The 14,785-nt window shown below is 73.1% G+C and carries 15 protein-coding genes; 12 read left to right on the forward strand and 3 right to left on the reverse strand.

Translation table 11 applies throughout. From position 1 onward, the window contains the following. Positions 1-4: 4 nt before the first annotated feature. Positions 5-1,246, reverse strand: coding sequence for a pyridoxal phosphate-dependent aminotransferase (locus O7619_RS22860; RefSeq protein WP_282288906.1), 1,242 nt, complete (start codon positions 1,244-1,246; stop codon positions 5-7). Between the two features lie 5 nt (positions 1,247-1,251). Next, positions 1,252-2,574 (reverse strand): lysine 2,3-aminomutase, encoded by a 1,323-nt coding sequence (locus tag O7619_RS22865; RefSeq protein ID WP_282283352.1) that lies wholly within the window; start codon positions 2,572-2,574, stop codon positions 1,252-1,254. A gap of 365 nt (positions 2,575-2,939) precedes the next feature. Here O7619_RS22865 and O7619_RS22870 point away from each other — a divergent pair, with 365 nt between their 5' ends. The 11 genes from O7619_RS22870 to O7619_RS22920 are packed head-to-tail and all read left to right on the forward strand — an operon-like array spanning position 2,940 to position 12,496. Further along, a complete protein-coding gene (locus O7619_RS22870; RefSeq protein WP_282283353.1) occupies positions 2,940-3,659 on the forward strand; it encodes a thioesterase domain-containing protein in 720 nt (239 codons plus the stop codon). Continuing rightward, positions 3,652-4,896 carry a glutamate-5-semialdehyde dehydrogenase gene (locus tag O7619_RS22875; RefSeq protein ID WP_282283354.1) on the forward strand — a complete coding sequence of 415 codons (1,245 nt, stop codon included), beginning with the start codon at positions 3,652-3,654 and terminating at the stop codon, positions 4,894-4,896. The genes O7619_RS22870 and O7619_RS22875 overlap by 8 nt, the downstream gene beginning before the upstream one ends. 36 nt (positions 4,897-4,932) lie before the next feature. Further along, on the forward strand, positions 4,933-5,214 hold the full coding sequence (locus O7619_RS22880; protein ID WP_282283355.1) for an acyl carrier protein: 282 nt from the start codon (positions 4,933-4,935) through the stop codon (positions 5,212-5,214). Then, positions 5,211-6,530, forward strand: a complete 1,320-nt coding sequence (locus O7619_RS22885) for a TrpB-like pyridoxal phosphate-dependent enzyme (protein WP_282283356.1) — start codon at positions 5,211-5,213, stop codon at positions 6,528-6,530. Before O7619_RS22880 ends, O7619_RS22885 begins: the two co-directional genes overlap by 4 nt. Continuing rightward, positions 6,527-7,423: a hypothetical protein gene (locus O7619_RS22890; protein WP_282283357.1), complete on the forward strand. Its 897-nt coding sequence runs from the start codon at positions 6,527-6,529 to the stop codon at positions 7,421-7,423. Before O7619_RS22885 ends, O7619_RS22890 begins: the two co-directional genes overlap by 4 nt. After that, complete coding sequence (locus O7619_RS22895; protein ID WP_282283358.1) at positions 7,420-7,680, forward strand: phosphopantetheine-binding protein; 261 nt, start codon at positions 7,420-7,422, stop codon at positions 7,678-7,680. Before O7619_RS22890 ends, O7619_RS22895 begins: the two co-directional genes overlap by 4 nt. Then, entirely contained in the window at positions 7,677-8,789 is a 1,113-nt protein-coding gene (locus O7619_RS22900) for an acyl-CoA dehydrogenase (RefSeq protein WP_282283359.1), read from the forward strand. Before O7619_RS22895 ends, O7619_RS22900 begins: the two co-directional genes overlap by 4 nt. Continuing rightward, positions 8,786-9,478, forward strand: a complete 693-nt coding sequence (locus tag O7619_RS22905) for a 4'-phosphopantetheinyl transferase superfamily protein (protein ID WP_282283360.1) — start codon at positions 8,786-8,788, stop codon at positions 9,476-9,478. Before O7619_RS22900 ends, O7619_RS22905 begins: the two co-directional genes overlap by 4 nt. Next, positions 9,475-10,401 (forward strand): hypothetical protein, encoded by a 927-nt coding sequence (locus O7619_RS22910; protein ID WP_282283361.1) that lies wholly within the window; start codon positions 9,475-9,477, stop codon positions 10,399-10,401. The genes O7619_RS22905 and O7619_RS22910 overlap by 4 nt, the downstream gene beginning before the upstream one ends. Then, positions 10,388-10,912 (forward strand): flavin reductase family protein, encoded by a 525-nt coding sequence (locus O7619_RS22915; protein WP_282283362.1) that lies wholly within the window; start codon positions 10,388-10,390, stop codon positions 10,910-10,912. The genes O7619_RS22910 and O7619_RS22915 overlap by 14 nt, the downstream gene beginning before the upstream one ends. A gap of 12 nt (positions 10,913-10,924) precedes the next feature. Next, entirely contained in the window at positions 10,925-12,496 is a 1,572-nt protein-coding gene (locus O7619_RS22920; RefSeq protein WP_282283363.1) for an AMP-binding protein, read from the forward strand. 55 nt (positions 12,497-12,551) lie between these two features. Here O7619_RS22920 and O7619_RS22925 read toward each other — a convergent pair whose 3' ends face one another. Then, entirely contained in the window at positions 12,552-13,442 is an 891-nt protein-coding gene (locus tag O7619_RS22925) for a LysR family transcriptional regulator (RefSeq protein WP_282283364.1), read from the reverse strand. Between the two features lie 604 nt (positions 13,443-14,046). On the opposite strand from O7619_RS22925, the gene O7619_RS22930 reads away from it, so the two are divergent. Then, the gene (locus O7619_RS22930) at positions 14,047-14,484 is read left to right on the forward strand and encodes a VOC family protein (protein ID WP_348774332.1); all 438 of its coding nucleotides are present in this window, start codon (positions 14,047-14,049) and stop codon (positions 14,482-14,484) included. The last annotated feature ends 301 nt before the right edge of the window (positions 14,485-14,785 follow it).

A 14,785-nucleotide genomic window follows, 5' to 3' on the forward strand; every position in this document is an offset into this window, starting at 1 on the left:
GAGGTCAGGCGGCGAGCTTGGCGAAGCCCTCTTCGACGCGGATGAGGTTGTCGGCGACGTGCGGCAGGGCGAGCGGGTCGGCGGCGGCGAGCGCGGCCTCCTGCTCCTCGTCGGTGTCGCCGTAGAGCATGCTGGTTGCGGCCTTGAAGCGCAGCGCCACCGGATCGTCGCCGAGCAGGTGCCCGGCGAGCACGGCTAGGCCGAGCTCGTCGAGCAGGTGCCGGGCCAGCGACGCGGAGTCGGTCACGCCCCGCAGGCGCAGCGGCTCCCGCAGCGGCGCGAAGTCCGGGTAGACGTAGAACGCCCCGGTCGGCGGACGGCAGGTCGCGCCGGCGGCCACCGCCGAGCGGTGCACCGCCCGGGCGACCGCGCCGTGCAGGCGGGCGCTGGCGGCCAGCCGGTCCCGGATCTCCGGCGGCTCGGCGAACGCGTACGCCGACACCTGCTGCATCGGTCCGGGCAGGGTGGACCACATGTCGCTGGCGATGCTGACCAGGCGGTCGCGCAGCCGCCGGCCGGCGTGGTCCGCCGGTGTCCGCAGCGCCCCGATCCGCCAGCCGCCGACGGCGAGCGACTTGGACAGGCCGGTGGTGATCACCGTGCGGTGACCGACGACCTCGGCGGGGCTGAGGAACGGCGTGGCCGGGTCGTGCAGCACGTCGCGGTAGATCTCGTCGGAGACGACCGTCAGGTCCTCCGCCTCCGCGACCGCGCACACCTCCCGGATCAGGTCCGCCCCGGCGAGCGTGCCGGTGGGGTTGTCTGGAAGCGTGAGCACGACGATGCGGGGGTCGCCGCCTGCAGCGCGGGCCGCCGCGATCGTCTCCCGCAGGGCCGCCGGTTCGGGGACGCCGCCGCAGGTGTCGGGGATCGGCACGGCCCAGACCCGCTTGCCGGCCAGCCGGGCCTGGGGCGCGTACGAGTTCCAGCAGGGCCGGGGCAGCAGCACGTCGCCGGGCAGGGCCAGGTTCAGCGCCATGAGCAGCGGCTTGCTGCCCGGCCCCAGCATCACCTGGTCCGGCTCGGTGGGTAGGCGTCGCCGATCGAAGTAGCCGGCGACGGCGGCCCGCGCGTCGGGCGCCCCGGCGACCGGGCCGTAGCCGTTGCGGTGGGCACCGCGGCACAACTGCTCCACCATCGGCGCGAACGCGGGCAGCCGGGACTCACCGAAGCCCAGGTGGACGATGGAGCGCCCCTCGGCGCGCAGCCGGGCGACGCACTCGTTGAGGGCCAGATTCGGCGACATCGCGGTCACGGCCGCACCGCCTGCCGGATGTCCTGCGGCACCTCGGGGGCCAGCTCCAGCTCGCTGAGCCAGGCGGCGGAGGTGTCGTAGTAGGCCCGGAATGGCCGACCGACCAGGGCGGGGTTGCGGGCCTGCACCATGCGCAGCACGAAGTAGCGGCCGTCGGCGCGGCTCTCGACGCCGTCGACGATCACCTTGCCGGGCGTGGTCGACATCACCGGGCCGCGCACGGTGCGCGCCAGCCCCGGCAGCACGCGGTACGCGGCGTGGAAGATCTCGACCGCGCGGGCCAGCGGCACCTTGAAGTAGTCGTACGGGCCGGTGTCGCGCTCGACGAACATGTAGTACGGCACCGCGCCGGCGGCCAGTTCGGCCCGCCACAGCTGCGTCCAGGTGTCGGCCTGGTCGTTGACGTGCGCGACCATCGGCGCCTGGCAGTAGACCACCGCGCCGGTGGCCCGGATGCGCCGCAGCGCGGTGTCCACCACGGGGGTCCGCAGTTCCCGGGGGTGGGTGAAGTGCGCCATCACCGCGACCTGCTTGCCGGCCGCGACCACCCGCTCGAACAGCCGCAGCAGCTCGTCGGCGTCGGGGTCGGTCACGTAGCGGTGAGGCCAGTACGCCAGGGACTTGGTCCCGATCCGGATGGTGTCGACGGTGTCCACGTCGAGCAGCGGTTCGAGGTGGCCGCGCAGCCGTTCGGTGCTCATCACCATCGGGTCGCCGCCGGTGACCAGCACGTCGCTGACCTCGCGGTGGGCCCGCAGGTAGTCGACGAGCTGGTGCGGGTCAGGGGCGGCGAACCGCAGGGCAGGGTCGCCGACGAACTGCGCCCAGCGGAAGCAGTAGGTGCAGTAGGAGTGGCAGGACTGCCCCTGCGTCGGGAAGTACAGCACGGTCTCCCGGTACTTGTGCTGCAGGCCGGGCAGGCGCTCGCCTCGGTGCACCGGCACGTTGTACTCCCGCTGCCCGGACGGGTGCGGGTTGAGGCCGGCCCGGATGCGGTGCACCACGGCGGCGATCTCCGGCGCGGCCGCCCCGGTACGCACCAGCGTCGCCAGCGTCCGCTCGTCCTCGGCGGCGAGCATGCCGCGCTGCGGGAAGATCAGCCGGAACATGGGATCCGTCTCGGGCCGGGACCAGTCGATCAGCTCGTCGAGTACGTACTGGTTGGTCCGGAACGGCAGGACCTTCGCCAACAGGGAGATCCCGTCGCGCAGGGACGGGTCCAGCCCGTACCGCTGGGCGATGTCGTCGATCTGACGGGGGCCGAACGCCCGGAAACGGGGGGTGGCGGTCCCCGCGGGTTGATCGAGCAGCAGTGTCATACGACTTCCTTCAGGTAAGGCGCGGCGGAACTCCTGTGCCACGAATGGATCGGATGGCCTCGGCCTGGGCCGGCATGACGTCTACCGCCAACTACCCCGCCGCCGGTCGCCCAATCGATCGAATCGAACTACTTTATCGACGTTCGTCATGCTCTTAATAAGGTCCACTAATCGCAGGCACGCGAACTGCGGCGATAGCTATCCCGACACCGCCCATAAGATTTCCTCATCACCGATGAATAGACCTCGGTTTATCGCCACCGAAATCACGGAAATAGACCGTTGTCTCGTTGTAATCAGTGGAGGAGCGTGCCGGTCATGAACCATGCCAAGCCGCCCGGGTCGGCGCTGTGAAGGGCGTCGACATGGAGCAACCGATGCTGCTGCCGATGGGCCGGCCCCGACCCGGCGAGTGCAGCGTCCTGATCCACCCCGCCGGTGGTGGACTCGGCGTCTACGCAGGGGTCGGCCTCAAGCTGGGCCGACGGGGCCCGACGTTCGGCGTACGCGGACACGGGCTCACCGCCGGCGAGACCCCCGACCGCACGGTCGCCGCGATGACGGACCGCTACCTGGACCTGCTGGCCGCGCTGCCGAAGCCACCGGACCTGCTGTTCGGCTGGTCCCTCGGCGGGGTGGTCGCCTGGGAGCTGGCGGCCCGGTTGTCGACGGCCGGGCACCGCCCCCGGGTCGTCATGATCGACAGTCCGGCGGCCGGCATCGACCGGGACCCGGCGGCGGCCGCGCGCTGGCGGAAACGGGTCCGGGCGTCGCTCACCACCGGCGGTGGGCTTGGCGGCGACGGCGGGCTCGACGGCGACGCCGTCGCCCGGACGGTCGAGGCGCACCTGGACGCGATCACCGCCTACCGGGTCACCGGCCGCCACGACTGCCCTACGCTGCTGCTGCCCTGCGCCGACGAGGACAACGCGGCGCACCTCGCGGCGTGGGGGTCGGCCACGCCCCGGCTAACCGTCCGGCCCCTGCCCGGCGGGCACTTCACCGCCTTCGACCGCGAGCGGCTGCCGCTGCTGCTCGGCCACCTCGACGACTTCCTGACCGCCACGGAGGCGAGTCATGCCTGACGACCTGCTGGCCCGCGCCCGGTCGGCGTACGCCGCCGCGCCGCCGGTCGGCGACCCCGCCTACCCGCGCTACTGCGACGCGCTCGCCCGGCAGCTCGTCGCCCGCTGGCCGCAGCTCGTCGCGGCGAACGCCGTCGACGTCGCGGCGGCCGAACGGGCCGGCATGTCGCCGACCCTGGTGGACCGGCTGCGGCTCACCGACGCCCACCTCGACCGGATGGTGGCGCTGACCGCACAGACCCGCCGGGAGCTCGCCGCCGTGGTCGAGGTGGAGGTCCCGGTCCGCGGCGCGGCCCGCGCGGTCCACCGGGTCCCTCGCCCGCTCGGCGTGGTGATGATGGTGTACGAGGCTCGGCCGACCGTCACCGTGGACGGGGCGCTGCTGCCGGTGGCCGTCGGTAACGCCGTGCTGCTGCGCGGCGGCAAGGAGAACGCCGCCACCAACGCGGCGCTCGAACTCGCCGCGCACGCCGCCCTCGCCGAGGCCGGGCTGCCGGCGGGGCTGGTGACCGTCCTGGACGACCCGCAACGGCGGCTGCTGCGCGCACTGCTCAAGCGCCCCGACCAGGTGGACGTGCTGATCCCCCGGGGCAGCCCGGCGCTGGTCGACTACTGCCGCACCAGCGCCATCCCCCTGATCGCCAGCGGCGGCGGGGTCAACCACCTCTACGTCGACCGCTACGCCGACCTCGACCTGGCCGCCCGGGTCACGCTCGACAGCAAGGTGCCCGAGCCGGCCGGCTGCACCTCCGTCGAGACGGTCCTCGTGCACCGGGCCGTCGCCGAGGCGTACCTGGAGGCGCTGGCCCGACAGGTCAAGGAGCAGGACACGGCCCTCACCGTCCGGCTGGACCCCCGGATCGTCGGCCCGGCCGGGCTGCGGGTCGAACCGCTCGCCCCCCACGACCTCGGCCGGGAGTTCCTCGGCCCGGTGATCGCGGTGATGCCCGTCGACGATCCGGACGCGGCCCTGGACCACATCCGCCGGCACGGCTCCGGCCACACCGAGGGGGTCCTCACCGGCGACGCGGCCGTCGCCGAGGTGTTCCGGCGGCGGGTCGACGCGGCCATGGTCGTCGTCAACGGCTCGCTGCGCCTGCACGACGGCCCCACGCTCGGCCTGGGCGCCGAGATCGCCATCGCCACCGGGCGGCTGCACGTCCGTGGCCCGGTGACCCTCGCCGACCTGGTCACCTACAGCTACGTCACCGACGCGGCGGGAGCGCTGCGCGGCTGACCCGTCCCCGTCCACCCAACCCTGGAGAGGGAAACCATGCCTCCGAACCTGTCGCTCGACCGGTCAGCCGTCGCCACCGTGGTGAAGAACGTCGTCGTCGCCGAGTCCCGGCTGTCCATCCCGCCGGAGAGCATCGCCGACGACGAACTGCTCGTCGGCGACCTGCTGAACGTCAACTCCCTCGGCTTCGTCGGCATGCTCGTCCGTATCGAGGACGAGCTGGACACCACGCTCCCCGACGACCTGTTCGTGGGCCGCAGCTTCCGCACCGTCGGTGACCTCGTCGACGTGGTGACCACCGCGGAGGCGCAGCGATGACCGCGACGGTGCCCACCCGCTGGCGCAGCGTACTGCCCTACCTCGCCGAGCCGCTGCCGCCGGACGTCACCCCGCCCAGCGCCGACGGCGAAGTGAAGATCAACCTGCCGGTGGAGCTGGTCCGGCACAGCGTCTCCACCACCCGCGAGTTCTGGGACATCCCCGAGCCGGTGATCGAGCGGTACCGGCAGTACCGGCCGACGCCGCTGTGGCGGGCCCGGGGCTTCGAGGAGGCGGTCGGCGCGCGGGTGCCGATCTACGTCAAGAACGAGGGCGTCAACATCTCCGGCAGCCACAAGCTGAACACCGCCCTCGCCCAGGCGTACTACTACCACCGGGCGGGCGTTCAGGAGCTCGTCACCGGCACCGGCGCCGGCCAGTGGGGCACCGCCATGGCGGCGGCCTGCGCCCTGTTCGGCCTGCGCTGCCGGGTGTTCATGGTCGAGTCGAGCCTGCGCCGCAAGCCGTACCGGGGGGTGCTGATGCGGATGCTCGGCGCCGAGGTGCACGCCAGCCCCAGCGGGCTGACCAAGGTATCCACCCGGGAGGATCTCGCCGCCGGCAACAGCCTCTCCCTCGCCATCGGCGAGGCCGTCGAGTACGCCGCGAGCCACGACCAGGTGGCGTTCTGCATCGGCAGCGGGGAGACGTACAGCATCCTGCACCAGTCGGTGATCGGCCTGGAGGCGGCCGACCAGCTCGCCGCCCTCGACGCCCGGATCGGCACGGTGGTCGGCTGCGTCGGCGCGGGCTCCAACTTCGGTGGCATCGCGTTGCCGTTCCACGCCGCCGCGCGGGCGGCCGGCGTCGACGGGCCCCGGCTGGTGGCCGCCGAGTCCAGCAGCACCCCGAAGCTCACCCGGGGCGTGTACGCCTACGACAAGACCGACGCCACCGGCAGCGGCCCGATGGAGGCGATGTACACCATTGGCAGCGACTACCAGATCCCCGACGCGCACACCGCCGGGCTGCGGTTCCACGGCGCGGCCAAGCTCGTCTCGGCGCTGCGGCACAGCGGCGACGTCGACGCGGTGGCGGTCAGCCAGGCCGACGCGCTCGACGCCGGGCGGCTGCTGACCCGGCACGAGAGCGTCCTGCCGGCGCCCGAGTCGGGGCACGCGCTGGCCGCCGCCGCCCGGATCGCCGCGTCCGGCGACGCCCGCGACGGCGTCCTGGTCTGCGTCAGCGGACACGGCTACCTCGACCTGGCCGCCTACGAGCACTTCCTCGACGGCGGAGTGGAGGACCAGTCCCCGCCCGACGAGGCCCTGGCCCGCGCGGTGGCCGGCCTACGCACGGTCGGAGCATCCCGATGACCACCACCCTCGCCGTCCCCGCCACCACTGCGACCGACGTCACCGGAGCCGCCGGGGTCCGCACCGAACTGCTCGACTGCATCCAGGTCAACCTCGCCGTCCTCGCCGACCGCTGGGGCGAGCCGCTGCGGCACCTCGCGCTCGGCGCGGCGCTGCGCTTCCAGCCCCGTCCCGGGCCGGCCGGGCTGCCTACCGTGGACCCGCCGGCGCAGGCCCATCTGGCCGACGCGAGCCGGCAGGTCGGTCTCGTCGCCGAGAGCCACCACCGCGACCTCGGCCCGGCAGGGCTGCGCGCCCTCGCCGACCGGTCGGCGGTGGTGTACGCCATCGGCGACAGCTACGCCATGCCGTGGCTGCCCTACCTCGGCCACGCCCACATGGACCACAGTTTCCTGGTCGCCAGCGACGGCACGGAGGCGCTGGTCGGCGACGCCTACGACAACGAGACGGCGTGGGGGCCGGCCCGCCCCGGTCAGTGGCGGCTGCCGTGGGACCGGCTGCCCGCCGTCTCCGTCGCCGCCGTGCTCCGGGTCGCGGACCCGCACCGGCCGCCCGCGCCGTCGCTGTGCCTGGACGACGCCGCGGACTACCTGGAGGCGTACGCCCGACACGGCGACCAGGTGGCCGCCCTGCGCCAGCTCACCGCCGAGACGTGGCTGATGACCCGGGCCCGGCGGCTGCACGCCGCGTACCGCGCCCACCGGGGCGAGGCCCTCGACGCGGACGCCCACCTGCGCCGCTGGGACCAGCTCACCTCCGCCGCCTTCATCGCGCAACGCCGGGTGGAACGGGGCCGACCCGCCCCCGGCTCGCTGCTGACCGACCTGGCCGCAGCACTCGCCGCCGACCGGGACGTCTTCGCGACCCGGCCCGACCCGTTGGAGATCCCGTGAACCAGACCTTCCAGAACCTGCTCATGCCGTTCCTGCCGTACCTCAACGGCCGACCGATCACCGAGGACACCCGGCTGCACGACCTCGGGCTGAACTCGATGAAGGCCATCGACCTGCTCTTCACCATCGAGGACGAGCTGGGGGTGTCGCTGCCCGACGAGGACCTCAACGACTCCACCTTCGCCACCGCCGGCAGCCTGTGGCAGGCGGTGCAGCGGGCCGGCGCCGCAGCGCCGGACCAGCGGGTCTCGGCATGACGACCACCCTGCTGGACCGGGACGCGCCGGCCGCGTACCCGATGCTCGACGAGCTGCCGCCCGGGTCGACCGGACCGGACGTGTGGCGGGCGTTGGGTGCCGGGGGCGGTCTCGCGCGGGCGTACCGGGACGGGGATCCGCGTCGAGGGGTCGACCCGGCCGGACTGGGCGCCCTGCTGGCGGCAGTCGACCTGCGCTGTTCCCTGGGGACGACGCTCGCAGTGTGCGTGCCGCTGGCGACCTGCCTGCCGCTGCTGGCCGGCGGCACCGGGCCCGCCGCCCGGACGGCGGCGGACGCGCTGCGCGGAACGGCCGTGGTCGCCCTGGCCGCCACCGACGACGGCGCCGGCTGCGACCTGTCCGCGCTGACCACGCAGGTCGTCCTGGACGACGATGTGGTGGAGGTCAGCGGTACCAAACGGTGGATCACCAACGCCACCTGGTGCGACGCCGTCCTGGTCCTCGCCCGACACCGGCCCGGCCCGCACTTCACCAACTTCACCTGGGTGCTGGTGCCGGCGGACGCCCCCGGCGTACGTGTCGAGCCGGCCGACACCGACCTGTTCGGCGGCTCCGGCACCGGTCACCTGACCTTCGACCGGGTTCGGCTCGGCCGGGACCACGTCGTCGGCGGCGTCGGCCGGGGAATGGCCGGCTTCGCGGCGCACATCGCCGTGGAACGGCTGGCCGGGGCGCTGTGGGCGGTCGCGCTGTGCCGGCGGGTGCTGGCCGACACCTGGCGGCACCTCCAGGACCGCCGGTACGCCGACGGCACCCTGTGGCACCTGGAGGGCATCCGGCAGCGGTACGCCGCCGCCCTGCTGCGGGCCCGGCAGCACCAGGCGCTCACCGACGGCCTCGCCGACGCGGTCGCCTCCCGGCGGGACGCCGCGGCGGCGGCGCTGCTCAAGGCGAGCGCCGCCCACACCGTGGAGCGGGTCCTCGACGAGTGCGCCCACCTCCAGGGCGCATACGGCTTCCGCACCGGCGGGCCGCAGCGGCTGCGCGCCGAGGCCGCGTTGTTCGGCATCGGCGGCGGCACCACCGAGGTGGTGCTCTCCGTCGTGGCCGGCGCGACCGCCGACATCCTCGCGGAGCTGGGCCGATGAGAACCCGCGAGATCGTCTCCGGGGTGTGGGTCGCGGTCGGCATCGAGCCGGCGTCCCGCCGGACGCCGTTCGGGGTCGCCACCACCGGCCCGGGGCGGCCCGATGCCGCGGGCCCGACGTCGACCGGGGCCGTCGGCCTCGGCGCGGTGACGCCGGCCGACCGCCTCGCCGCCCGGGGCGCACCGCCCTGGCGAGCCCGGCAGATCCTCGCCGGGCGGGCGTTGCTGCGGGCGCTGCTGGCCCGGGTCGCGCCGGAGGCGGTTGACGCGCGGGTGGTCGCCTCCGGCAACGGGAAGCCGGCCCTCGTTGGCTGGCCCCGGCTCGGCGTCAGCGTCTCCCACGACGGGGGACGCCTGGCGGTGGGCGTGGCGTCGGGCCGCCGGATCGGGGTGGACGTGCAGGCGCCCCCGGACCCGGTCGCCGAACCGCTGCTGCGCCGGTGCGCCGCCCCGCACCTGGACCGGCTGGCCCAATTGCCGCGCCGGCAACGCGACACCGCCTTCGCCGAGATCTGGACCGTCCAGGAGGCCTGCGTGAAGGTCGACGGCTCCGGCATCGGCGGGCTTCCGTGGACCATCGACGTTCCGCCGGACACCGACACGGGCCGCTGGCGTGGGCGGCGGTGGCAGAAGGTACGCGGCCTGACAGACCTGCCCGTGGCCTGCGCGTGGGACGAGGAGCCCCGATGACACCCCCACTGTCCTGTTACACCACCGCCCTGGTGGACCACCTCGGGCCGGCCGCCGCCGACCGGCTCGCGGACGCCGTCCACCTGTGGGTCCGCTTCGACGCCCCGGACGGCGCGCTGGCGTTCTCCCACCACGACCGGATCGACGGCGGGAGCCTGGCCTGGCACGGCGTGGCCGATTGGCCGACGGCGCGGGCCGAACTGGCCGACCAGCTCGCCGAGCACGGCTCGGTGGTCGTCGTCGGCAACGCCTTCCACCTGCCCTGGTCGCCGCACCACCGGTCGCAGCCGGTCACCCACTGGTTCCTGCTGCGGGGCCGGCACGACGGCGGATGGCGGGTCAGCGACCGGTTCGCGGCGCTGATGCCCGGCGGGGAGCAGCAGCCCTTCGAGGGTTGGCTCGACGACGCCGGGCTGCGGGCCGCGATGACGCCGCTCGGCTGGCTCGACCCGCCCCGCTGGAATCGGGACGTCCACGCGCTGGGCGCGCCGGCGGACGTGGGCGACCCGGAGCGCTACCGGTGGCTGCGGCCCACCGGGAACGAGCCGTCGCTCCATTCCGACGGGCCGGCCACCTGGCCGGGGCGTTGGCTGACCGATCCGTCGACGGTGCTGACCGCGCTGCGCGACCGGTTCCTCGTCGACGAACAGGCCCTGCACTGGCACGCCGACGACCTGTGGGCCGCCGCGCGGCACCACGGCCACCGGCTCGCCCGCCGGGGCGACCCCCCTCTGGCCGCACAGTGGGCCCAGGTGCCGAAGGCCCTGCGGTTCGCCGCCGACTCCGCTCGGCGCGGTCGCCGCCGGACCGGCGTCGTCGCGGAGGCGTTCGACAGGCTCATCGCGCTGACCCCCGCCACCGGACCACGCGACCGGGTGGTCCCCAACAGGACAGGGACCGAGGTACGTCATGATCAGCCTTGAGGCGACGGTCGACGAGCGGATGTTCCGCCAGGCCATGACGCGGCTGGCCAAGTGCGTCGCGGTGACCACCGCGCTCGGCCCCGCCGGGCCGGTGGGCTGCACCACCACGTCGCTCATGTCGCTCTCCGTCGCCCCGCCGAGCGTGCTGCTGGCCTTCCACTCCGGCGGCCGGACCCTGGCAGACCTGCTCGCCGCCGGCCGGTTCGCCGTCAACGTCCTCTCCTGCGAGCAGGACGACCTGGTCCGCCGCTTCGCCACCGGCCCGGCGGCCGACCGCTTTCAGGGCGTGGCGTACACGATCGACGACGGCGTCCCGGTCCTCGCCGACGCGGCGGTCCGGATGACCTGTCACGTGCGGGAGACACTCACCGCCGTCGACCACACCCTGGTCGTGGGGACCGTGTGCGACCTGCGGGTCGGCCCCACGGCGCCGCTGGTGCTCGTTACCGGCCAGCCACACACCACGGTGCCCACCGTCCCCGCGCCGGCGACGGCCGACGCCTACCGCTGAACCGGAGGCCCGATGTCCCCCGACCGATTCCGCGTCCCGCACCTGCCCGACGAACGGTTCGACGAGTTCCTGCTCGCGGCGGCCCACCACCGGCCGGAGTCCCCGGCAGTCGTCGAGTACGCCGACGGCGGCGTGCGCACGACGACCTTCCGTGAGTTGCGGGCCGCGGCCGACCGGTACGCCGCCGACCTGGACCGGTACGGACTCGACGTCGGCGACCGTGTGATGATCGTTTCGGACACCACCCGGGACGCGATCGCCCTCCTGCTGGCCTGTTCCTCCCGGGGGCTGCCATTCGTGCCGGTCAGCCCGGAGATGCCGGCCGAGCGGCGGGCGGCCATCGGGGAATTGGCCGAGCCCGCGCTCTGCCTGACCGCCGACCCGGGTGCCGAACTGCCGGCCGGGTGGGGCCGGTTCGGCCCGGAGGGCATCGAGGTGCCGGAACCGCCGGCGCCCCGGATCCGCCGCCGGCGCACGGTCACCCCCACCGACACCGCGTACATGATCTTCACCTCGGGGACGACGGGACGGCCCAAGGGGGTGGTGATGAGCCATCGGGCCGTGGTGTCGTTCTACCGGGGCATGCTGGCCGAGGAGATCGTCGGCAGCGACGACCGGGTCGCCTCGACCTCCCCGCTCCAGTTCGACTTCTCGCTGCTGGACATCGGTCTCGCGCTGGGCAGCGGGGCCGCCGTGGCACCGGTGCCCCGGGCGCTGCTGCGCTGGCCGACCCGGTTCGTCAAGGTCCTGCGGGCCACCCGGGCCACCCACGTCAACGGCGTGCCGTCGATCTGGCGGCAGGCGCTGCGGCACATCCCCGACCAGGTCGCCGGCCTGTCCGACCTGCGCGGGGTGCTGTTCTGCGGCGAGGACTTCCCGCTGCCCGAGCTGCGCCATCTGCAACGGCTACGCCCACAGGCCCGGTTGGTCAACTGTTACGGCGCGACCGAGTCCATGGCGGCCAGCTTCGCCGACGTGCCGAACCCGCTGCCAGAAGGGCTCGACCGGCTCTCCATCGGCCGGGGCCACACCGGGGCCGAGTTGCTGGTGGTGGATGACCGGGGCGCGGTCGTGACAGAGCCGGGCATCGTCGGCGAGATGTACCTGCATAGCCCGGCGCTGTTCTCCGGCTACTGGGCGGACCCCGAGGCGACGGCCGCCGCCCTCGTCCCCGACCCGGTCGACCCGCGCTCCGGCCAGCGGGTACTGCGCACCGGCGACCTGGCGTACCGGGGGGAGGATGGCCAGTTGCGGTTCTGTGGCCGGGTGGACTCCCAGGTGCAGATCCGGGGCAACCGGGTCGAACTGGCCGAGGTGCAGCGCCGCCTCCTGGAGTTCCCGGGCGTCGCCGAGGCCGCCGCGGTCGTGGTGACGCCGCCTGACCGGGATCCGGAGCTGGCCGCGTTCGTAGTGCTCGCCGCAGACGCCCCGCCGGTGGACGAGAGCGCCATCCTGGCGTTCTGCCTGCGGTCGATGCCGGCCTACATGGCACCGAGCCGGATGCGCGTGACGGACTCATTGCCAGTGAACCACCATGGCAAGACCGACCACCGCCGGCTGCTCGCCGCGCTCGACAGCGAGTAGCCGGGCGGCCGACAGGCTGACCGGGACGGATCCGACTCCGCCCCGGCCAGCCCGGTCAGTCCTCGCGGACGACCTTCCGCGCCGCCGCGAGCACCACCTCCAGTGCCGGGTCTGGTGCCTTGCTGCGCCGCCAGACCGCCTGGGTGTACGTCCGTTCCGGGGCCTCCCAGTCGACCCTCCGCAGGGTGCCCTCCGCGATCTCTCGGGCGACCGCCACCTCCGGCAGAAGGGCGACGCCGATCCCGTTGGCCGCGCTGTGCTTGGCCGCCTCGATCGAGTTCAACTTGAGCGTGCGGCGGTGTCGGGTCGCACCGGCCACTGCCTGGGATGCGACCAGCTTGCAGAAGCTGACGTCCACGTCGGAGCAGAGCAACACGGTGCCGAAGGACGGCCCCGTCCCCTCCGCACCGGCGGCTCCGGTTGAAGCCGGATGGCACCCGGTCACCAGCGCCAACGGTTCGGGGCAGAGGAGCCCGACCTCCAGGTCGTCGTGCTGCAGGGCCGCCCCGATCAGGAAAGCGCAGTCCAGCTGCCCGCTGCGGACCCGGCTGACCGAGTCCCAGGGGTCCGAGGCGTGCAGCGAGAACTCGATGCCCGGATACCGGACGTGGAGATACTCGATCAGCGGCAGCAGGCGGTGGTTGGTCAAGCTCTCCAGCGACCCCACGGCCACCCGACCGCGCGGCTCTCCCGGCGCGGTGACCGCATGCTCCATCTCCGCGCTGAGCCGGACGATCTCGCGGGCGTAGGGCAACACGGCCTGCCCGCTGCGGGTCGGCCGGACACCGCCGGGCAGGCGCTCCAGCAGAATCGTGTCGAGCGCCTGCTCCAATGCCTTTATCCGGTTCGTGATCGTCGGTTGGGTCACCCCGAGCCGAGCCGCCGCTCTCGTGAAACTTCCGACGTCCGCTGTCATCAGCAATGCCTGCAACTGCCGTGCGTCCACCCTGCCCCCACCGGGAATGACCTGCAACCGGACACTCCGGCGCGGAAAGCCCACGACAGGTGCAGCGATTCTCGAAATGCGGCCGCATCCACCCGAGGTGGTCGACTAATCATCGGAAACAACTCCAACAATTGTCACACGTCAATCGAATTACCAGCGACGCTATCATCGTTGCACCTTGACAAGCAAGCAAGAGCGCAGGTTTAGGAGCCGAAAACGAGGGTAAGTACGCGCGGTTGATCTTCAGATAGATCATTGAGCGGTGGTTGATTCAGCAATAGGCGCCTGACGATCAATTAAGTTGGTGGTCCCGCGTGGCCACACCCGCCGTCGGGTTTCGGCTTCGGGACACATCCCGGGCCCCGCGCATCGCCGGTCGCAGGCGTGAACGGCCGCCGGGTTGTGGCACCGGTTGCGCATCGCCGGACCCGGGCCACCGGCGCCACCTACGTGAGGATGGGAAGGGAGCGTCGGCGAACCACCAGGAGGCGGTGTCCGGCCAACCCTCGTCGCGTCCCGCCGCCGTACCCCCATTGTCGAACGGGCAGCACGCTCGGTCGGCCCGTTTCCGACCGATCACTTCTGGGAAGCAGGACTTCCGGAGGTGACCAACGTGGTCGAACGGAACAACGGTCCCAGACTGTGCCAGGTGGTGCTCGACTGCACCGATGCCCGGCAACTGGCGGAGTTCTACCGCGCGCTGCTCGGCCTGACCTATCGCCCCGGCGACGAGCCGCCAGCACCTGGACAACCGGACCGCACGGATCGGAGCTGGCTGGTGCTTCAGACCTCGGACGGCACTCCTCAACTCGCCTTCCAGCAGGTTGCCGAGCTATCGCCACCCACATGGCCGAACGGCCCCGTACCCCAACAGCTGCACCTAGACCTGAGCGTGAGCTCGGTCGAGGAGCTAAGGGCCCAGCACGCTCGCGTGCTCGACCTCGGCGGCCGGGCACTGCCGGACCGCAGCGACGACTCGGACGAGCCATACCGCGTCTACGCCGACCCAGCCGGACACCCGTTCTGCATCTTCGTCGACTGACCAGAACACGAAGCGCGGGATTGCGCAGGTCGATTGACTTGTACGGTGCCTGACCCCACGGCGGCACCGGTCGCCCCTGGCCGACGGCGCCTACCGCAGCAGCTCCGAGGTGACCTGAATTCCCCACACCGGCGGGAATCGAGGGCGACCGGATCGGTGGTGAAGTCACGCCCTCGTAGCTGAGCTGCTTCTTGTCCTGCGGGTTCGATGTACTCTGCGACGCTCACCGTCGATCGTTACCACCCGCCGAGTCCACGGCACTTCCTGGAAAGCGTTCCACGAACGTGCGATACACGGGTGT

The organism is Micromonospora sp. WMMD998, from assembly GCF_029581235.1.
Lineage (GTDB): Bacteria > Actinomycetota > Actinomycetes > Mycobacteriales > Micromonosporaceae > Micromonospora.